Here is a 19,739-nt window from a genome sequence, read left to right as displayed (position 1 = left end):
CCGGAGGCCACTGGTCATTCTGACCAGCAGCACATCGAAGTCCGGCCCGGAAATGTACACAGTGACCAGCAAAGCGACGGGCTGTTGTCCGAACCGCGGACGTCGGACACCCTTCCGGAAACACCCGTCCGCCACCGCTGCAGGAGGAACCGTGACGACGCACGCCGAGCCCGACCTCACTCCCCAGGAGCGTGAGGCCGACCTGGACCTCGAGCAGCTCAAGCAGCTCGTGGGCCTGGTCGAGTACGACGAGAGCACCGACCCGTTCCCGGTGACGGCGATGGACGCCGTCCACTTCGTTGTCGGCAACGCCACCCAGACCGCGCACTTCTACCAGCTCGCGTTCGGGATGGACCTCGTCGCCTACTCCGGCCCGGAGACCGGCAACCGGGACCACAAGTCCTACGTGCTGAAGTCCGGCTCGGCCCGGTTCGTGGTGTCCGGCGGTGTGCACCCCTCGAGCCCGCTGCTCGACCACCACCGCAAGCACGGTGACGGGGTCGTCGACCTGGCGCTCGAGGTGCCCGACGTCGACCGGTGCATCGACCACGCCCGGTCCGCCGGCGCGACCGTGCTGGAGGAGCCACACGACGTGTCCGACGAGCACGGGACCGTTCGCGTCGCAGCCATCGCCGCGTACGGCGACACGAGGCACTCCCTGGTCGACCGGTCCCGCTACAGCGGGCCGTACCTGCCGGGGTACGAGGCGCGCGAGACCGTCGTCACCCGACGCGAGGGGGCCCCGAAGCGGCTCTTCCAGGCCGTCGACCACGTCGTCGGCAACGTCGAGCTCGGCAAGATGGACGAGTGGGTCGCCTTCTACAACAAGGTGATGGGCTTCGTGAACATGGCGGAGTTCATCGGTGACGACATCGCCACCGACTACTCGGCGCTCATGTCGAAGGTGGTCGCCAACGGCAACCACCGGGTGAAGTTCCCGCTGAACGAGCCGGCCATCGCCAAGAAGAAGTCGCAGATCGACGAGTTCCTCGAGTTCTACGACGGTGCCGGTGCTCAGCACATCGCCCTGGCCACGAACGACATCCTGCGCACTGTCGACGAGATGCGTGCCGCCGGGGTGCAGTTCCTCGACACGCCGGACTCCTACTACGAGGACCCTGAGCTGCGTGAGCGCATCGGTCAGGTCCGGGTGCCGGTGGAGGAGCTGCAGAAGCGGCGGATCCTCGTCGACCGGGACGAGGACGGCTACCTGCTGCAGATCTTCACCACGCCGATCGGCGACCGGCCGACCGTGTTCTACGAGCTGATCGAGCGGCACGGGTCGCTGGGCTTCGGCAAGGGCAACTTCAAGGCGCTCTTCGAGGCCATCGAGCGCGAGCAGGCCCGCCGCGGCAACCTCTGACGCCACCCTTCTAGCGATATCGTGATGGTGATATCGTGATGGTGATATCGGAGGTGGTGTCGTGGAACAGATTCTGATCCGCAACCTTCCCGCCGGGACGAAGGCCGCGCTCCGTGCGCGCGCCGAGGCGCATCATCGGTCGGTCGAAGCGGAGGCGCGCGACGTCCTCACGAAGGCTCTGCAGGGAGAACCGGTCACCATCGTCGACGTTCTGGGCACCGACGAGGGCGCCGACATCGAGTTCGAACCCGAGCGGCTTGGCGTGACCGCAGGCTCAGCGCCCCTGTGAGGTACCTGCTGGACACCAACGTGGTGTCGGCGCTGCGCGTTCGAGGGCGCAACCAGCCCGTCGAGGCGTGGGCCGCGTCGGTCCCGTTGGCTGACCTCTTCGTCTCAGCCTTCACCATCGCGGAGATCGAGCGGGGAGTGATTGCCAAAGAGCGAGCCGATGCCCAGCAGGGCGCCGTCCTGCGTCGCTGGTTCGAGGACAACGTGCTGACCGCCTTTGCGGACCGGGTGCTGCCCTTCGACGTGTCGGCTGCGCGGGTCCTGGCGGCGTATCGTGTTCCCGAGCACGCACCCTTGGACGACGCGCTGATCGCGGCCATCGCCGAGTCCGCCGGGATGACAGTCGTGACGCGGAACACCAAGCACTTCGAACCCCTTGGTGTGGCCTGCCTGAATCCGTGGCACCCGTGAGCGTTCGAGGGCTGCCCCGTTCCCCGGGCGCGGACCCGGGCCGTGGCCCTGGGCACGTCCGGATGGTGGGACGGGGTTCGCCCGAACAACGGGACACGGGAGGATGCCGAGGCACTCGGCGCGGGTCGCGTGCCCGGGCGGGAGCCTGGTCGGCAGGGAGGTACCTCGGCAGGAGGGAACGCGGTGACGGTTCGGGTCGGTCTGCTCGGGTGCGGGGTCGTCGGCACCGAGGTCGCGCGACTGCTGCTGACCCAGGGTGACGAGCTGGCCGCCCGGGTGGGTGCCCCGCTGGAGCTCACCGGCATCGCCGTCCGTCGTCCGGACCGGCGCCGCGACCCCGCGATCCCGGCCCACCTGCTCACCACGGACGCCGAGGCGCTCGTCGCCGACGTCGACGTCGTCGTCGAGGTGGTCGGCGGGATCGAGCCGGTCCGCTCCTTGCTGCTGCGGGCGATGGCGTCCGGCGCCTCGGTGGTCACCGCCAACAAGGCGCTGCTCGCCGAGGACGGCCCGACCCTCTACGAGGCGGCCGCCGAGCACGGCGTCGACCTGTACTTCGAGGCGGCGGTCGCCGGCGCCATCCCGATCGTCCGGCCGGTCCGCGAGTCCCTCGCCGGCGACCGGGTCGAGCGGGTGCTCGGCATCGTCAACGGCACGACGAACTACGTCCTGGACCAGATGCACTCCACCGGCGCCGGCTTCGACGACGCCGTCGAGCAGGCCCAGGCGCTCGGGTACGCCGAGGCCGACCCGACGGCGGACGTCGAGGGGTTCGACGCGGCCGCCAAGGCCGCGATCCTCGCCAGCCTCGCGTTCCACACCCGGGTGCCCCTGGAACGGGTGCACCGCGAGGGCATCACCGGCGTCACCGCCGCGGACGTCGCCGCCGCGCGCGCCTCGGACACCGTCGTCAAGCTCCTGGCCATCTGCGAACGGACCACCGACCCGGACGGCGTGTCCGTGCGGGTCCACCCCACGATGATCCCGCGCGACCACCCGCTGGCATCGGTCCGCGGCGCCTTCAACGCGGTGTTCGTGGAGGCCGCCGCCGCCGGTCCGTTGATGTTCTACGGCCAGGGCGCCGGCGGCGCCCCGACGGCCAGCGCCGTCCTCGGTGACCTGGTCTCGGCCGCCCGGCACCGGGTCCACGGCGGGCTCGGCCCACGGGAGTCCCGCTACGCCGACCTGCCCACCCGCCCGATGGGCGAGGTGCTGACCCGCTACCACGTGCGCCTGGACGTCGAGGACCGGCCCGGCGTGCTGGAGCAGGTCGCGCGGGTGTTCGCCGAGCACGAGGTGAGCATCGAGACCCTCCGGCAGACCGTCGCCGGCGAGCAGGACGACCACGCCACCCGGCGTGCGACGCTGACCATCGTCACGCACACCGCGCGGGACGCCGCGCTCGGCGCGACCGTCGACGCGCTGGCCAAGCTGGACGTCGTCGACGCGGTGGCCTCCGTGCTGCGCGTGATGAGCGACTGACTGGCCGGACGAACCCGACCAGCCGGACGAGACTGACTCAGAACGACTGAGAACGCACCAGACCAGCGAGAACGCACGAGGGAGCAGCCGTGGCGCACCTGTGGCGCGGGGTGATCGAGGAGTACCGGGACCGCCTGCCGTTCGGCGCGGACGCCCCGGTCGTCACGCTCGGCGAGGGCGGCACCCCGCTCGTGCCCGCGCGCCACCTGTCCGAGCGCACCGGCTGCGAGGTGTGGCTCAAGGTTGAGGGCTGCAACCCCACCGGCTCGTTCAAGGACCGGGGGATGACCACGGCCATCACCCGCGCCGCCGAGCTCGGTGCCCGCGCCGTCATCTGCGCGAGCACCGGCAACACCTCGGCCTCCGCTGCCGCCTACGCCGCGGCGGCCGGGATGACGTGCGGGGTGCTCGTGCCAGAGGGCCGCATCGCGATGGGCAAGCTGAGCCAGGCGATCGCCCACGGCGCGACGCTGCTGCAGGTGGCCGGCAACTTCGACGACTGCCTGACCCTGGCCCGCAAGCTCGCCGAGGCGTACCCGGTCGAGCTCGTCAACTCGGTGAACCCGTACCGGATCGAGGGCCAGAAGACGGCGGCGTTCGAGGTCGTCGACGTCCTCGGCGACGCCCCGGACGTGCACTGTCTGCCGGTCGGCAACGCCGGCAACGTCACCGCCTACTGGAAGGGCTACACCGAGTACGCCGAGGACGGCCCGGCCACCCGCCGGCCGCGGATGTGGGGCTTCCAGGCGGCGGGGGCCGCCCCGATCGTCGCGGGCCACCCGGTTGACCACCCCGAGACCATCGCCACCGCGATCCGGATCGGCAACCCGGCCTCGTGGCAGCAGGCCGTCGCCGCGCGCGACGAGAGCGGCGGCGTCGTCGAGGCGGTGACCGACGAGCAGATCCTCGCCGCCCACCGGCTGCTGTCGGCCCGGGACGGCGTGTTCGTCGAGCCGGCCTCCGCCGCCGGTGTCGCCGGTCTGCTCGCCCGCCACGAGGCCGGCGCGCTCGAGCCCGGTCAGCGGGTCGTGTGCACGGTGACGGGGCACGGGCTCAAGGACCCCCAGTGGGCCCTGCGGACGCCGGACGGCGGGGACGTCGAGCCGTTGCGGATCGGCGTGGACGCCTACGCCGCCGCCGCGGCCCTGGAGCTGCAGTGAGGGCGGCGGTGCCACCGCCGGAGCCCGGCGCCTCGGTCACCGTCCGGGTGCCGGCCTCCAGCGCGAACCTCGGACCCGGCTACGACGCCGTCGGTCTGGCCCTCGGCGTCTTCGACGAGGTCGAGGTGACCGTCGGGCGCGACGGTGACCCGGTCACCGTCGAGGTCGACGGCGAGGGAGCCGGTGAGCTGCCACCGGGCGAGGACCACCTCGTCGTCCGGGGTCTGCGGGCGGCCTTCGAGCGCGCCGGGGTGGTCTGCCGCCCCGGCCTGACGCTGCGGTGCCGCAACGCCGTCCCGCACGGCCGGGGCCTGGGCTCCTCGGCCACCGCGATCGTCACCGGGGTCGCCGCGGGGCGGGCCCTGCTGGCGCCGGGCGCGCTCGGCGCCGAGGACGTGGTCGACCTGGCCAGCGGGATCGAGGGGCACCCCGACAACGCCGCCGCCTGCGCGCTCGGCGGGATGACCCTGGGGTGGCAGGAGCCGACCGGCCGCTGGCGGGCGGTGCGGCTCGACGTGCACCCCGACGTCGAACCCGTCGTCTGCCTGCCCGCCGACCAGCTGCCGACGTCGACGGCGCGCTCTGTCCTGCCGCCGACCGTGCCGCACGGGGACGCCGCGTTCACCGTCGGTCGCGCCGCCCTGCTCGTCGAGGCGATGACCCGGTCCCCGGACCTGCTGCTACCGGCGACCGAGGACCGCCTGCACCAGGGGCAGCGCGAAGCGGCCATGCCCGCCACCCTGGCGCTGGTGCGCAGGCTGCGCGCCGACGGGCTGGCCGCCGTCGTCTCCGGCGCCGGCCCCAGCGTGCTCGTGCTGACCACCGTGGACCAGGCCGCGGACGCGGCCGCGCGCGCCGCCGAGGCTGCCGCCGGCTGGCAGGTGCTGCGACCCGGCGTGGCGACCACCGGAGCCCGGGCAGCCGGTCACGGCGCGCCGGGCTCTCCGACTGCGGAAGTACCGGACGCCAGTCGGTGTTAGAGTGATCGTGCACCCGGGGCCCTCGAGGCCCGGGAACTCTCCGAGATCTCGGCCACTCGGCCCCGTGCATCAGCGCCACCGTGGACGTCGCCCCGGCGTCCCCAGCGTGGCTGTTCCCGTACCCGGCGATTCGGCCGGACACCCGCGGTCCACATCTGAAGGACCGCCGACGAGGGGGAAGGGTCCTTCGTGACAGACACCACCGAGACCGTCGAGAGCTCCGCGGCGGCAAGCCCCAGCCTGTCGACGCTGCGTCTGCCCCAGCTGCAGGCGCTGGCCTCCGAGCTGGGCGTGCGCGGCACCGGGCGCATGCGCAAGAGCGAGCTGCTCGAGGCCATCCGTGCGCACCAGGCCGGGCAGCCGCCGGCTGACCGGGGGGACGCCGTCCGGCGGACGCCGGCCCAGCGGTCCCAGGCCGAGGCTCCCGACGCCGGACGACGGCAGGACGGCGACCAGCAGGACGGCACCCACCGGGACGGCGCCTCACAGAATGGCGCCTCGCAGAACGGCGCCTCGCAGAACGGCGCCCCGGAGGGCGGCGCCCCCCAGGGCGGCGCCCCGCAGAACGGTGTGCAGCAGGAGCGCAGCCCGCAGGGCCGGACCGGCCAGCAGCAGGAGCGGCAGCAGAACGACCGGCAGCAGCAGGACCGGCAGCAGCAGGACCGGCAGCAGCAGGACCGCCAGCAGCAGGACCGCCAGCAGAACGACCGCCAGCACGGTCCGGACGGCGACGACGACGAGCGGGGCGGCCGCCGGCGCCGCGGCCGGTACCGCGACCGCAAGCGCCGCGGCCGCGGGACCGACCAGCTGCCCGACGAGGTCCCCGAGGTGTCCGAGGACGACGTCCTCGTCCCGGTGGCCGGCATCCTCGACGTCCTCGACAACTACGCCTTCGTCCGCACGTCCGGCTACCTGCCGGGCCCCAACGACGTCTACGTCTCCCTCGGGCAGGTCAAGAAGAACGGCCTGCGCAAGGGTGACGCGGTGACCGGCGCGGTGCGCGCCCCCCGGGAGAACGAGCCGGAGAACAGGCGGCAGAAGTACAACCCGCTCGTCCGCCTCGACACCGTCAACGGCATGACCCCGGAGCAGGCCCGTCAGCGGGTCGAGTTCGGCAAGCTCACCCCGCTGTACCCCCAGGAGCGGCTGCGGCTGGAGACCGAGCCGGGGATCCTGACGACGCGGATCATCGACCTGGTCGCCCCCATCGGCAAGGGCCAGCGCGGGCTCATCGTCTCCCCGCCCAAGGCCGGTAAGACCCTGGTGCTGCAGGCGATCGCCAACGCGATCAGCGTCAACAACCCCGAGGTGCACCTCATGGTCGTGCTCGTCGACGAGCGCCCCGAGGAGGTCACCGACATGCAGCGGACGGTCAAGGGCGAGGTCATCGCCTCGACCTTCGACCGTCCGGCCGACGACCACACGACGGTCGCCGAGCTGGCCATCGAGCGGGCCAAGCGCCTCGTCGAGCTCGGTCACGACGTCGTGGTGCTGCTCGACTCCATCACCCGCCTGGGCCGTGCCTACAACATCGCCGCACCGGCCTCGGGCCGCATCCTCTCCGGCGGCGTGGACTCCAGCGCCCTGTACCCGCCGAAGCGGTTCTTCGGCGCCGCCCGCAACATCGAGAACGGCGGCTCGCTGACCATCCTGGCCACCGCGCTGGTGGAGACCGGCTCGAAGATGGACGAGGTCATCTTCGAGGAGTTCAAGGGCACCGGGAACATGGAGCTGCGGCTGGACCGGCGGCTGGCCGACAAGCGGGTCTTCCCCGCCGTCGACGTCAACCCCTCGGGCACCCGCCGCGAGGAGATCCTGCTCGGCCGCGAGGAGCTGCAGATCATCTGGAAGCTCCGCCGGGTGCTGTCCGCGCTGGACTCCCAGCAGGCGCTGGAGCTGCTGCTGTCCAAGCTGCGCGAGACCCGCAGCAACACCGAGTTCCTCATGCAGGTGCAGAAGACGACGCCGATCGCCGGCAAGGGCGACGACGACTGACCCGGGAAGGCCGGCCGCGCCCCGTGCGTTTGGGGAGCGTGCCGGTCCCTCTGGCACACTGGACGACGGTTCCGGTTCACGCGTGCGCGCTCGGCGTCGCGACCCGGCGACCTCCACACCGAAGGAGCCCCTGTGAAGAGCGACATCCACCCGGACTACGTGGTGACCGAGGTGACCTGCACCTGCGGGAACACGTTCACCACCCGCAGCACCGCGAAGAGCGGTCAGATCCACGCCGACGTCTGCAGCGCCTGCCACCCCTTCTACACCGGCAAGCAGAAGATCATGGACACCGGCGGCCGGGTCGCCCGCTTCCAGGCCCGCTACGGCAAGAGGACCGTGGCCTCCGGCGACGACAAGTAGCGACCTCACGGCGCCGGCACGCCCCCGACCCGGGGGGTGCCGGCGCCGTCGTCGTCGTCGCGCCCGGTGAGGGCGTCCCACCCAGAGGAGCCAGCATGTTCGAGTCGGTCCAGGGTCTGCTCGAGGAGCACGCCCGGCTCGAGCACGCGCTCGCCGACCCGACCGTGCACGCCGACGCCCGCCGGGCGCGGACCCTGGGCCGGCGCTACGCCGAGCTGGGCGCCGTCGTCGCCGCCTACGACCGGTGGCGCGCCGCCGAGGACGACCTCGCCGCGGCCCGCGAGCTGGCCGCGGACGACGAGGGGTTCGCCGCCGAGGTGCCCGCCTTGGAGCAGGCCCGGGACGACGCCGCCGAGCGGCTCCGCCGGGTGCTCGTGCCGCGCGACCCGGACGACGACCGGGACGTGCTCCTGGAGGTCAAGGCCGGGGAGGGCGGTGAGGAGTCGGCCCTGTTCGCCGGCGACCTGGTACGGATGTACCTGCGCTACGCCGAGCGCCGCGGCTGGCGCGCGGAGGTGCTCGACGCGACCGAGTCCGACCTCGGCGGCTACAAGAACGTCGTCCTGGCAGTCCGCTCCCGCGGGGCCCCCGGCCCCGGCGAGGGGGTGTGGGCGCGGCTGAAGTTCGAGGGCGGCGTGCACCGGGTGCAGCGGGTCCCGGTCACCGAGTCCCAGGGCCGCATCCACACCTCGGCCGTCGGCGTCCTCGTCATGCCCGAGACCGACGAGGGTGACGAGGAGGTGCAGATCGGCCCGAACGACGTCCGCGTCGACGTGTTCCGGTCCTCCGGGCCAGGCGGCCAGAGCGTCAACACCACCGACTCCGCGGTGCGGATCACCCACCTGCCGACGGGGATCGTCGTCTCCTGCCAGAACGAGAAGAGCCAGCTGCAGAACCGGGAGCAGGCGATGCGGATCCTGCGCGCCCGGCTGCTCGCCGAGGCTCGCGCCGCGGCGGACGCCGAGGCGGCCGCCGCCCGCCGCTCGCAGGTGCGCACCGTGGACCGGTCCGAGCGGATCCGCACGTACAACTTCCCGGAGAACCGGGTCAGCGACCACCGCACCGGGTTCAAGGCCTACAACCTCGACCAGGTCCTGGACGGCGACCTCGACCCGGTGCTGCAGTCCTGCGTGGACGCCGACGAGGCCGCGCGCCTGGAGCAGGCGGGTAGCGGTGACCGCGTCGGCTGACCCGCTCCGAGGGCCGACGGCCGAGCGGCTCGACGTCGCGCTGCGCCGGGCCACCGCGCGGTTGGCGCAGGCGGGGGTCGCCACGCCGCGCCAGGACGCCGAGGCGCTCGCCGCCCACCTGCTCGGCTGCCGTCCCGGCGAGCTGCGGGCCGCGGCCTTGCGCGGGGCCGATGCCCCGCCGGGTCTGGCCGACCTCGTCGACGAACGGGTCCGACGGGTGCCGCTGCAGCACCTGACCGGCCGAGCGGCGTTCCGCACCGTCGAGCTCGACGTCGGCCCGGGGGTCTTCGTGCCGCGCCCCGAGACCGAGGTGGTCGCCGGCGTCGCCGTCGCCGAGGCCCGCCGGGTCGTCGCGAGCGGACGGGTCCCGGTCGTCGTCGACCTGTGCACGGGCTCGGGTGCCATCGCCCTCGCCGTCAGCCACGAGGTGCCCCAGGCCGTCGTGCACGCCGTCGAGCTCGAGCCGGCGGCGCACGCCTGGGCGGCGCGCAACCTCGCCGGCACCGGGGTCGACCTGCGGCTCGGTGACGCCGCGGACGCCTTCGGCGACCTCGACGGCACCGTCGACGTCGTCGTGTCCAACCCGCCGTACGTGCCCCTGGACGCCGTGCCCGTGGACCCGGAGGTGCGCGACCACGACCCGGCCGCGGCGCTGTACGGCGGCGGCCCGGACGGCCTCGACGTCCCCCGGGTCGTGCTGCGCACCGCTGCCCGGCTGCTGCGCCCCGGTGGGCTCGTCGTGGTCGAGCACGCCGAGGTACAGCAGCCCGCGCTGCTCGCCGAGCTGCGGCGCGGCGGGTGGCGTGAGCCGGCCGGGCACACCGACCTCACCGGACGTCCCCGCCACGTCAGCGCCCGGCGGTGGGAGAGTGGACCCTCGTGAGCAGCCTGTACGACTGCACTGACGCCGACCAGCGTGCCACCGGTCTGCGGCACGCCGCCGACGCGCTGCGCCGCGGCGAGCTCGTCGTCCTGCCGACCGACACCGTGTACGGGGTCGGTGCCGACGCGTTCACCCCGGCGGCGGTGGCCGCCCTGCTCGAGGCCAAGGGCCGCGGCCGGGAGAAGCCGCCGCCGGTCCTCGTCCCGGATGCCCGCACCCTCGACGGGCTGGCCACCGACGTGCCGGACGACGTCCGGGCGCTCATCGAGCGGTTCTGGCCCGGGCCGCTCACCGTGATCTGCCGGGCCCAGCCGTCCCTGCACTGGGACCTGGGGGACACCGGGGGCACGGTCGCCGTCCGGATGCCCCACCACGAGGTCGCCCTCGAGCTGCTGGCCACGACGGGTCCGCTGGCGGTCAGCAGCGCCAACCGGGCCGGCCGCCCGCCCGCGACGACCGCGGCGGAGGCGCGTGAGCAGCTCGGGGACTCGGTCGCCGCCTACCTGGAGGCGGGGCCGACCGGCCGCAGCGACCCGTCGACCATCCTGGACGCCACCGGCGGGCGGCTGCGCGTCGTCCGGCTCGGGGCGCTCGGGCTCGAGGAGGTACGCGAGGTCGTCCCGGACGTCGACGGTCCCGGCGGGGCGTGAGGCGCCTGCGGTGAGGGCCTACCTGCTCGTCCTCGTCCTGGCCGCGGCCGTCACCTACCTGACCACCCCGCTCGCCCGCCGGCTCGCGGTCGCGACCGGTGCACTGACGCCGGTGCGGGCCAGGGACGTGCACGTCGTCCCGACCCCGCGACTGGGCGGCCTGGCCATGCTCGCAGGTGTCGCCGTGGCGTTCGCCGTGGCGTCCCAGGTGCCGTTCCTCGACCCGGTGTTCGCCGGGCGCGGCCCGTGGGCGGTGCTCGGCGCCGGGGCGCTGGTGTGCCTCGTCGGCGTCGCGGACGACGTGTGGGGCCTGGACGCGCTGACGAAGCTGGCCGGGCAGGTGCTCGCCGCCGGGCTTCTCGCCTGGCAGGGCGTCCAGCTGGTGTCCCTGCCGGTCGGCGGGGTCACCGTGGGCTCCGGGGTGACCTTCCTCGTGCTGACCGTCCTCGCGGTCGTCGTCACCATCAACGCGGTGAACTTCGTCGACGGCCTCGACGGGCTCGCCGCCGGGGTCATGGCCATCGGGGGAGCGGCCTTCTTCGTCTACACCTACCTGCTGACCCGGGACACCAGCGCCGACGACTACTCCAGCCTCGCCACCCTCGTCGGCGCCGCCCTCGTCGGCGCGTGCCTGGGCTTCCTGCCGCACAACTTCAACCCGGCGCGGATCTTCATGGGCGACTCCGGCTCGATGCTGCTCGGGCTGCTGCTCGCCTCGGCCGCCATCGCCGTCACCGGCCAGATCGACCCGACCGTCGTCTCCGACGCCCAGGTCGTCCCGGCCTTCTTCCCGCTGCTGCTGCCCGTCGTCGTCCTGCTGCTGCCGCTCACCGACCTGGCCCTGGCCGTGGTCCGCCGGCTGCGGGCCGGGCAGTCCCCGTTCGTCGCCGACCGGATGCACCTGCACCACCGGCTGCTCGACCTCGGCCACAGCCACGCCCGCGCGGTGCTGCTCCTCTACCTGTGGACCGGGGTGATGGCCTTCGGCGCCGTCTCGCTGGCCTTCGTCCCGCTGTCGGTTGGAGTGCCGTTGTGGCTCGTCGCGATCGTCGCCTCCGTGGCGCTCACCCTCGGACCGCTGCGCGGGAGGACCGCCGAACGCTTGTGATAGCGTTCACAAGCACGCCGACGACCCCCACCGACGGGAGCAGCGACCCGGTGCAGGCCGCCGACCCCTACCTCGCGATGCTGCGGGGGGCCCTCCTGCCGACCGCCGCGGTCGGCGGGGTCGCCCTCGCTGTTGCCGCCGTGCTCGCGGGCGCCGGCGCCGGGACCGGGGTACTCGTCGGCACCGTCTTCGGGGTCGCGCTGGTGGTCGTGTTCTTCGGTCTCACCCTTACCGTCATGCGTGCCGCCCGGAACGTCGTCCCGGAGATGAGCCTGGGCGTGGCGCTGGCGCTGTACTCGACCAAGGTCGCCGTTCTCGGCGCCGTCGTCCTGGGTCTGCGCGACCAGCCGTGGCTGTCCCCGACCGCGCTCGCCGCCACCGCGATGGCGTGCGCGGTCGCCTGGCTCGTCGGGCAGGTCCGCGGTCTGGCCCGCGCCCGGCTGCCGATCGGTGGGGCGGCCCGGTGAGCGTCGTGCGGTGTTACCGTCCCGTCCGCGATGAGCAGCCCACCGGACGACCCGCAGCGCCGCGAGCGCGAGCGGCTGCAGTCCGAACAGGACGCGGCCGCCGCCTGGAGCGTCCCGGCGTACCTGCTGTCCGGGATGGCCGGCTACGGGTTCCTCGGCTGGCTGCTCGACCGGTGGCTGGGGACGAGCTGGCTGGTGCTGGTCGGCGTCCTCGTCGGCACGGCCCTGGCTGGCTACCTCATCTGGCTCCGGTACGGTACGCGGTGACCACTGGCCCGGGGGGACCTGCTGAGCCGGTCGTCACGGCCCCCCAGCACCGCCTGAACCCTCGCGAGGAGATGGTGTGAGCCCGCTTGTGCTCGCCGCGGAAGGCTTCAACCCGCCGACGCCCGGAGACTTCTGGCAGCCGCTCATCGGCGACGGCGCGTTCGCGGTCACGCGGTCGATGTTCGTCATCGCCATCTCCGTCGTGCTCATCGCGTGGTTCATGACGGCCGTCGCCAGGCGGATGGCCGTCGTCCCCGGCAAGCTCCAGTTCGCCGGGGAGGGCGTCTACAACTTCGTCCGGAACTCGGTCGCGATCGACATCCTCGGCAGCCGCAACTTCCGGCCGTTCCTGCCGCTGCTGCTCACCCAGTTCCTGCTGATCCTCGTCAACAACTGGTTCGGCGTCCTGCCTCCGATCCAGTTCCCGACGTTCAGCCGGATCGGCTTCGCGATCGCCGTCACCCTGGTCACGTTCGTCGTCTACCACGCGGTCGGCATCCGCCGGAAGGGCCTCGGCGGCTACTTCAAGGGCCTCATGCCGCCGGGGATCCCGGGTTGGATCTCCCCGTTCGTCTACGTGCTCGAGCTGATGACCTTCTTCATCACCCGGCCGCTGACGCTCGGGATGCGACTGTTCGCCAACATGTTCGCTGGCCACATGCTGCTGCTGGTGTTCATCCTCGGCGGCGAGTACATGCTCCTGCACGGGGGCAACCTGTTCGTCAACCTCAGCAGCGTCGCGGCGTTCGTCATGGCCATCGTCATGACGTTCTTCGAGCTGCTGGTCCAGTTCCTGCAGGCGTACGTGTTCGTCCTGCTGACCGCGCTGTACATCGCCGGCTCCCTGGCCGACGAGCACTGAGCGGAACCCACCGACCGACGCGCCGCCCCGGCGCGCCGACCGAGAGGAAGAGAAGAGAGACATGGAAGGCAGCCTCAACGTCATCGGCTACGGCCTGGCGGCCATCGGCCCGGCCATCGCCGTCGGCCTGATCTTCGCGGCGTACATCAACGGCACCGCCCGTCAGCCCGAGTCCCGCGGCATGCTGCAGCCGATCGCCATCCTGGGCTTCGCCCTGGCCGAGGCGCTCGCCCTGTTCGGCCTGGTCCTCGCGTTCATCCTCTGACCCAGCCCGACACACTGCGAGGAGTCCTCATGCAGACCGAAGCCACCGCGGTCCTCGCCGCGGAGGAGGGGTTCTGGGCCGAGGCCTATCCGATCATCCCGCACCCGGCCGAGCTCATCGTCGGGCTGATCGCGTTCGGCATCCTCTACTGGATCATCGCGACCCGGGTGGTACCGCGCTTCGAGGAGGTCTACGCCGAGCGCGCGGCCGCCATCGAGGGCGGGATGAAGCAGGCCGAGGAGGCCCAGGCCGAGGCCGAGGCCGCGCTGGAGCAGTACCGGGCCCAGCTGGCCGAGGCACGCGCCGAGGCGCAGAAGATCCGTGAGGACGCTCGCGCCGAGGGCGCCGCCATCGTCGCGCAGATGCGGGAGAGGGCCTCGGCCGAGGCAGCCCGGATCACCGAGTCGGCGCACAAGCAGATCGAGGCCGAGCGCCAGCAGGCGGTCAACCAGCTGCGGGGCGAGGTGGGCACCCTGGCTGTGACCCTCGCCTCGCGCATCGTCGGGGAGTCCCTGCAGGACGAGGCCCGGCAGAGCCGTGTCGTGGAGCGCTTCCTCACCGAGCTGGAGCGCAGCGACGCCGACGAGGTGCGGGCCCGGGCCGGTGCGGGGCAGGACGCCTGATGCGCGGCACCAGCAGGCAGTCCCTGGCGGCGGCCGAGGAGCGGGTGGAGCCGCTCCTGGGCACCCTTGACCCGGCCGCTGCCGCCGAGGTCGGCGGTGAGCTGTTCGCGGTCGCGCGGCTGCTGGACTCCTCGGGCGCGTTGCGCCGGGCGCTGACCGACCCCTCCCGTGACGGGCAGGTCAAGGCGGCGCTCGTCGACCGGCTGCTCGAGGGCAAGGTCAACGACGCCACCCGGGCCCTGGTCGCCGGGCTGGCCCGGGACCGCTGGTCGCAGGCCCGCGACGTGGTCGACGCCGCCGAGCACCTCGGCGTCGTCGCGGTCCTCGCCGCCGCCGAGCACCAGGGCGTCCTCGACGCCGTCGAGGACGAGCTGTTCCGGTTCGCCCGGCTCGTCGAGGGCCACCGGGAGCTCGGCCAGGCGCTCGGGAGCCGGGAGGCCCCGCTGGAGGACCGCACGGCGCTGGTCCGCCGGCTCCTGGAGGGCAAGGTCCACGAGCCGACCCTCGTGCTCGCCGTCCAGGCCGTCACCCACCCCCGCGGCCGCTCCGTGCCGGACGCCCTCGACGCCTTCGGCGCCGTCGCCGCCCGGCGGCGCGAGCGGCTTCTCGCCCGGGTCACCGCGGCGGTGCCGCTCACCGAGGACCAGCGCGAGCGACTGGCCCGGCTGCTCGAGCGCGTGTACGGCACGACGATGCGGCTCAACATCGAGGTGGACCCCGAGATCGTCGGCGGTCTGCGGGTCCAGGTCGGCGACGAGGTCATCGACGCCAGCGTCCTGAGCCGCCTCGACGACGCCCGACGCCGGCTCGCCGGCTGACGAGCCACACTTGACCTCACGGCACCACAGACTGCAGGAACCACAGACTTCAGGAAGCAGGGACATCGAAGATGGCGGAGCTGACGATCCGACCGGAGGAGATCCGGAGCGCGCTGGACGCCTTCGTCCAGTCCTACGAGCCCGGCGCGGCCTCCCGCGAGGAGGTCGGGCGGGTCACCGAGGCCGGTGACGGCATCGCCCGGGTCGAGGGCCTGCCGGGCGTCATGGCCAACGAGCTGCTCGAGTTCGCCGACGGCACCCGCGGCCTGGCGCTCAACCTCGACGTCCGGGAGATCGGCGTCGTCGTCCTCGGCGAGTTCACCGGCATCGACGAGGGCCAGGAGGTCCGCCGCACCGGGGAGATCCTCTCCGCGCCGGTCGGCGACGGCTTTCTCGGTCGGGTCGTCGACCCGCTCGGCAACCCGATCGACGGGCTCGGCGAGATCGAGGCCGAGGGCCGCCGCGCCCTGGAGCTGCAGGCGCCCGGCGTGATGGCCCGCAAGTCGGTCCACGAGCCGCTGCAGACCGGGATCAAGGCCATCGACTCGATGACCCCGATCGGTCGCGGCCAGCGCCAGCTCATCATCGGCGACCGGCAGACCGGCAAGACGGCCATCGCCATCGACACGATCATCAACCAGAAGGAGTTCTGGGAGACCGGGGACCCGAGCAAGCAGGTCCGCTGCATCTACGTAGCCGTCGGTCAGAAGGGCTCCACCATCGCCTCGATCCGTGACGCGCTGGAGGACGCCGGGGCGCTGGAGTACACGACGATCGTCGCGGCCCCGGCGTCCGACCCGGCCGGCTACAAGTACATCGCGCCCTACACCGGCTCGGCCATCGGCCAGCACTGGATGTACGGCGGCAAGCACGTCCTCATCGTGTTCGACGACCTGTCCAAGCAGGCCGAGGCCTACCGCGCCGTGTCCCTGCTGCTGCGCCGCCCGCCGGGTCGTGAGGCGTACCCCGGTGACGTGTTCTACCTGCACTCCCGGCTGCTCGAGCGCTGCGCGAAGCTGTCCGACGAGCTCGGCGCCGGGTCGATGACGGGGCTGCCGCTGATCGAGACCAAGGCCAACGACATCTCGGCCTACATCCCGACGAACGTCATCTCGATCACCGACGGTCAGATCTTCCTGCAGTCCGACCTGTTCAACGCCAACCAGCGCCCCGCGGTCGACGTCGGCACCTCGGTCTCGCGGGTCGGCGGCGCCGCCCAGATCAAGGCGATGAAGACGGTGGCGGGCTCGCTGCGCGTGGACCTGGCGCAGTACCGGGCCCTGGAGGCGTTCGCGATGTTCGCCTCGGACCTCGACGCAGCCTCCCGTCAGCAGCTCAACCGCGGCCAGCGCCTGATGGAGCTGCTCAAGCAGCCCCAGTACGCGCCGTACCCGGTGGAGGAGCAGGTCGTGTCGATCTGGCTGGGGACCTCCGGCCAGCTCGACAAGGTCGCGGTCGGCGACGTCCGCCGCTTCGAGACCGAGTTCCTCGACCACCTGCGCCGCTCCACCGACGTCCTGTCGACCATCCGGGAGACCGGCACGTTCGAGGACGACACCGCGGCCACCCTGGAGCGCGAGGTGCAGTCCTTCCTGCAGGGCTTCTCCGGCGGGCAGGACGCCGGCCTCGTCCAGGCCGGCCACGAGGAGGCCGAGGCGATCGACGAGGCCGAGGTCGAGCAGGAGAAGATCGTCCGGCAGAAGCGCTGACGGCGGCCTCGAGCAGACGACGAGAGAGCAGAGCACATGGGAGCCCAGCAGCGGGTCTACCGCGGACGGATCCGGTCGACGCAGTCGATGAAGAAGATCTTCCGCGCGATGGAGCTGATCGCGACGTCGCGGATCGCCCGGGCGCGTCAGGCGGTGACCGCCTCGACGCCGTACGCCCGGGCGATCACCCGCGCCGTGTCGGCGGTGGCGACGTTCTCGGACGCCGAGCACCCGCTGACGACCGAGAAGGCCGAGGTGCGCCGGGCGGCGGTGCTGCTCGTCACCAGCGACCGCGGCATGGCCGGGGCGTACTCCGCCAACGTCCTCAAGGAGGGCGAGCGGCTCGCCGAGCGGCTGCGGGAGAACGACGTCGAGCCGGTCCCGTACCTGTTCGGCCGCAAGGCGGTGGCCTACTACCGGTTCCGCCGGCGTCCGGTCGAGCGGGAGTGGACCGGTTACTCCGAGCAGCCGACGTTCGAGGTGGCCCGGGAGATCGGGGACGCGCTCGTCGACGCCTTCGTGCGGGGCTCGGAGGACGGCGGCGTGGACGAGATCCACGTCGTCTTCACCCGGTTCGTCAACATGGTCACCCAGCAGCCCGAGGTCATCCGGCTGCTGCCCCTGGAGGTCGTCGAAGGGGTCGAGGAGCCGTCGGCGGACGAGCTGCTGCCGCTCTACGAGTTCGAGCCGGACGTCGAGCAGGTGCTCGACGCGCTGCTGCCGCGCTACAGCGGCAGCCGCATCTACAACTGCCTGCTGCAGGCCGCGGCCAGCGAGCAGGCGTCGCGTCAGCGCGCGATGAAGTCCGCGAGCGACAACGCCGAGGAGCTCATCCGCACGTACACCCGACTGGCCAACCAGGCGCGCCAGGCGGAGATCACGAACGAGATCAGTGAGATCGTGGGTGGCGCGGACGCGCTCGCCCAGGCCACCGCGAGCCGGTAGGAGCTGAGAGACACACCATGACCGCCACTCTCCCGGAGACCGACGTCCGCTCCACCGAGCCCGGCGTCGGCCGCATCGCCCGGGTCACCGGGCCTGTTGTCGACATCGAGTTCCCCGCGGACGCGATCCCCGACATCAACAACGCCCTGCAGGTCACCTACGAGCTGCTCGGCGAGCAGACCACTTTGTGGCTCGAGGTCGCCCAGCACGTCGGCGACAACATGGTCCGGGCCATCGCGATGAAGCCGACTGACGGCCTGGTCCGCGGCATGCCGGTGCACGACACCGGCGCGCCGATCAGCGTCCCCGTCGGCGACGTCACCCTCGGCAAGGTGTTCAACGTCGTCGGGGACTGCCTCAACTGCGACGAGCCGCTGGAGGTCACCGAGCGCTGGCCGATCCACCGGACCGCCCCCGCGTTCGACCAGCTCGAGTCCAAGACCGAGATGTTCGAGACCGGTATCAAGGTCATCGACCTGCTGACGCCCTACGTGCAGGGCGGCAAGATCGGCCTGTTCGGCGGCGCCGGCGTCGGCAAGACGGTGCTCATCCAGGAGATGATCGCCCGCGTGGCCCGTGACCACGGCGGCGTGTCCGTGTTCGCCGGCGTCGGTGAGCGGACCCGTGAGGGCAACGACCTCATCGCCGAGATGGAGGAGTCCGGCGTCCTGGGCTCCACCGCGCTCGTCTTCGGCCAGATGGACGAGCCGCCGGGCACCCGCCTGCGGGTGGCCCTGTCCGCGCTGACGATGGCGGAGTACTTCCGCGACGTGCAGCAGCAGGACGTGCTGCTGTTCATCGACAACATCTTCCGGTTCACCCAGGCCGGCTCGGAGGTCTCCACGCTGCTGGGCCGGATGCCGTCGGCGGTGGGCTACCAGCCCAACCTCGCCGACGAGATGGGCCTGCTCCAGGAGCGGATCACCTCGACCCGCGGCCACTCGATCACCTCGATGCAGGCCATCTACGTGCCCGCCGACGACTACACCGACCCCGCCCCGGCGACGACGTTCGCCCACCTCGACGCGACCACCGAGCTCTCCCGAGAGATCGCGTCCCTGGGCATCTACCCGGCCGTGGACCCGCTGACCTCCACCTCCCGGATCCTCGACCCGCGGTACATCTCCCAGGAGCACTACACCACCGCGGTGCGGGTCAAGCAGATCCTGCAGCGCAACAAGGAGCTGCAGGACATCATCGCCATCCTCGGCGTCGACGAGCTGTCCGAGGAGGACAAGATCGTCGTCAACCGGGCCCGCCGCATCCAGCGGTTCCTGTCCCAGAACACCTACGTCGCCAAGCAGTTCACCGGCATCGAGGGCTCGACCGTGCCGCTGTCGGAGACCGTCGAGGCGTTCACGAAGATCGCGGACGGCGAGTACGACCACGTCGCCGAGCAGGCGTTCTTCATGTGCGGCGGTCTGGAGGACGTCGAGCGCAACTGGGCCCGGATCCAGAAGGAGACCGGCGAGTAGCCGCAGTCCCGCACGTCACGGGGCCTGCACCGGTCGACCCGGTGCGGGCCCCGCGTCGTTGTCGTGTCCGGCGGTGGCTATTCTCGGCACCGCACCGCCGCCAGGACCGGCGGCCCCCCCGGACGCAGGAGGCGTGAACCCGTGGCCGAACTCCATGTCGAGCTCGTCGCAGCCGACCGGACGGTCTGGTCCGGCGAGGCATCGCTCGTCGTGGCCCGGACCACGGAGGGCGAGCTCGGCGTCATGCCGGGCCACACCCCGGTGCTCGGCGCCCTCGTCCAGGGTGAGGTCCGGGTGCACCCCGTCAGCGGTTCCCCGGTGACGGTGAGCACGGGCGGCGGGTTCCTGTCCGTCGAGCACGACCGCGTCGTGCTGGTGCTCGACGACGTGACCATGCCGGACGAGACCACGGCCTCCCGGTAGTCCGAGGCGGCC

The 19,739-nt window shown here is 72.5% G+C and carries 21 protein-coding genes; all 21 read left to right on the top strand.

Annotated features, from left to right (window positions below; translation table 11 throughout):
- The first annotated feature begins 52 nt into the window (after window positions 1-52).
- Window positions 53-1,363, top strand: coding sequence for a 4-hydroxyphenylpyruvate dioxygenase (gene hppD / locus HJG43_10885; protein ID UER54963.1), 1,311 nt, complete (start codon window positions 53-55; stop codon window positions 1,361-1,363).
- Window positions 1,364-1,424: 61 nt separating this feature from the next.
- Entirely contained in the window at window positions 1,425-1,652 is a 228-nt protein-coding gene (locus HJG43_10880; GenBank protein ID UER54962.1) for an Arc family DNA-binding protein, read from the top strand.
- Window positions 1,649-2,062 carry a type II toxin-antitoxin system VapC family toxin gene (locus HJG43_10875; protein ID UER54961.1) on the top strand — a complete coding sequence of 138 codons (414 nt, stop codon included), beginning with the start codon at window positions 1,649-1,651 and terminating at the stop codon, window positions 2,060-2,062. Before HJG43_10880 ends, HJG43_10875 begins: the two co-directional genes overlap by 4 nt.
- A 129-nt stretch (window positions 2,063-2,191) precedes the next feature.
- The gene (locus HJG43_10870; GenBank protein ID UER54960.1) at window positions 2,192-3,544 is read left to right on the top strand and encodes a homoserine dehydrogenase; all 1,353 of its coding nucleotides are present in this window, start codon (window positions 2,192-2,194) and stop codon (window positions 3,542-3,544) included.
- Between the two features lie 89 nt (window positions 3,545-3,633).
- Window positions 3,634-4,704: a threonine synthase gene (locus tag HJG43_10865; GenBank protein ID UER54959.1), complete on the top strand. Its 1,071-nt coding sequence runs from the start codon at window positions 3,634-3,636 to the stop codon at window positions 4,702-4,704.
- Between the two features lie 8 nt (window positions 4,705-4,712).
- Window positions 4,713-5,684 carry a homoserine kinase gene (locus tag HJG43_10860; protein ID UER54958.1) on the top strand — a complete coding sequence of 324 codons (972 nt, stop codon included), beginning with the start codon at window positions 4,713-4,715 and terminating at the stop codon, window positions 5,682-5,684.
- 189 nt (window positions 5,685-5,873) lie between these two features.
- Window positions 5,874-7,679: a transcription termination factor Rho gene (rho, locus tag HJG43_10855; protein ID UER54957.1), complete on the top strand. Its 1,806-nt coding sequence runs from the start codon at window positions 5,874-5,876 to the stop codon at window positions 7,677-7,679.
- Window positions 7,680-7,811: 132 nt separating this feature from the next.
- Window positions 7,812-8,042: a 50S ribosomal protein L31 gene (gene rpmE / locus HJG43_10850; GenBank protein UER54956.1), complete on the top strand. Its 231-nt coding sequence runs from the start codon at window positions 7,812-7,814 to the stop codon at window positions 8,040-8,042.
- A gap of 729 nt (window positions 8,043-8,771) precedes the next feature.
- Window positions 8,772-10,115 carry a peptide chain release factor N(5)-glutamine methyltransferase gene (prmC, locus tag HJG43_10845; protein ID UER55901.1) on the top strand — a complete coding sequence of 448 codons (1,344 nt, stop codon included), beginning with the start codon at window positions 8,772-8,774 and terminating at the stop codon, window positions 10,113-10,115.
- Window positions 10,112-10,765, top strand: coding sequence for a threonylcarbamoyl-AMP synthase (locus tag HJG43_10840; protein UER54955.1), 654 nt, complete (start codon window positions 10,112-10,114; stop codon window positions 10,763-10,765). The genes prmC and HJG43_10840 overlap by 4 nt, the downstream gene beginning before the upstream one ends.
- A 10-nt stretch (window positions 10,766-10,775) precedes the next feature.
- On the top strand, window positions 10,776-11,873 hold the full coding sequence (locus HJG43_10835) for an undecaprenyl/decaprenyl-phosphate alpha-N-acetylglucosaminyl 1-phosphate transferase (protein ID UER54954.1): 1,098 nt from the start codon (window positions 10,776-10,778) through the stop codon (window positions 11,871-11,873).
- 50 nt (window positions 11,874-11,923) lie between these two features.
- Complete coding sequence (locus tag HJG43_10830; GenBank protein UER54953.1) at window positions 11,924-12,340, top strand: hypothetical protein; 417 nt, start codon at window positions 11,924-11,926, stop codon at window positions 12,338-12,340.
- 30 nt (window positions 12,341-12,370) lie between these two features.
- Window positions 12,371-12,607, top strand: a complete 237-nt coding sequence (locus tag HJG43_10825) for an AtpZ/AtpI family protein (protein ID UER54952.1) — start codon at window positions 12,371-12,373, stop codon at window positions 12,605-12,607.
- A gap of 76 nt (window positions 12,608-12,683) precedes the next feature.
- On the top strand, window positions 12,684-13,469 hold the full coding sequence (atpB, locus tag HJG43_10820) for a F0F1 ATP synthase subunit A (GenBank protein ID UER54951.1): 786 nt from the start codon (window positions 12,684-12,686) through the stop codon (window positions 13,467-13,469).
- 61 nt (window positions 13,470-13,530) lie between these two features.
- On the top strand, window positions 13,531-13,734 hold the full coding sequence (locus HJG43_10815; protein ID UER54950.1) for an ATP synthase F0 subunit C: 204 nt from the start codon (window positions 13,531-13,533) through the stop codon (window positions 13,732-13,734).
- 29 nt (window positions 13,735-13,763) lie between these two features.
- On the top strand, window positions 13,764-14,357 hold the full coding sequence (locus tag HJG43_10810) for a F0F1 ATP synthase subunit B (protein ID UER54949.1): 594 nt from the start codon (window positions 13,764-13,766) through the stop codon (window positions 14,355-14,357).
- Window positions 14,357-15,175 (top strand): F0F1 ATP synthase subunit delta, encoded by an 819-nt coding sequence (locus HJG43_10805; GenBank protein UER54948.1) that lies wholly within the window; start codon window positions 14,357-14,359, stop codon window positions 15,173-15,175. Before HJG43_10810 ends, HJG43_10805 begins: the two co-directional genes overlap by 1 nt.
- Before the next feature lie 71 nt (window positions 15,176-15,246).
- Entirely contained in the window at window positions 15,247-16,884 is a 1,638-nt protein-coding gene (locus tag HJG43_10800; GenBank protein ID UER54947.1) for a F0F1 ATP synthase subunit alpha, read from the top strand.
- 36 nt (window positions 16,885-16,920) lie between these two features.
- The gene (locus HJG43_10795; GenBank protein ID UER54946.1) at window positions 16,921-17,829 is read left to right on the top strand and encodes a F0F1 ATP synthase subunit gamma; all 909 of its coding nucleotides are present in this window, start codon (window positions 16,921-16,923) and stop codon (window positions 17,827-17,829) included.
- Between the two features lie 17 nt (window positions 17,830-17,846).
- Complete coding sequence (atpD, locus tag HJG43_10790) at window positions 17,847-19,304, top strand: F0F1 ATP synthase subunit beta (GenBank protein UER54945.1); 1,458 nt, start codon at window positions 17,847-17,849, stop codon at window positions 19,302-19,304.
- A 141-nt stretch (window positions 19,305-19,445) separates the two neighbouring features.
- Window positions 19,446-19,727, top strand: coding sequence for a F0F1 ATP synthase subunit epsilon (locus HJG43_10785; protein UER54944.1), 282 nt, complete (start codon window positions 19,446-19,448; stop codon window positions 19,725-19,727).
- Window positions 19,728-19,739 lie beyond the last annotated feature (12 nt).

Source organism: Kineosporiaceae bacterium SCSIO 59966 (assembly GCA_020881835.1).
GTDB lineage: Bacteria > Actinomycetota > Actinomycetes > Actinomycetales > SCSIO-59966 > SCSIO-59966.
The sequence above is the reverse complement of the archived record's forward strand: the minus strand, read 5'-3'. Positions and strand labels throughout refer to the sequence as shown.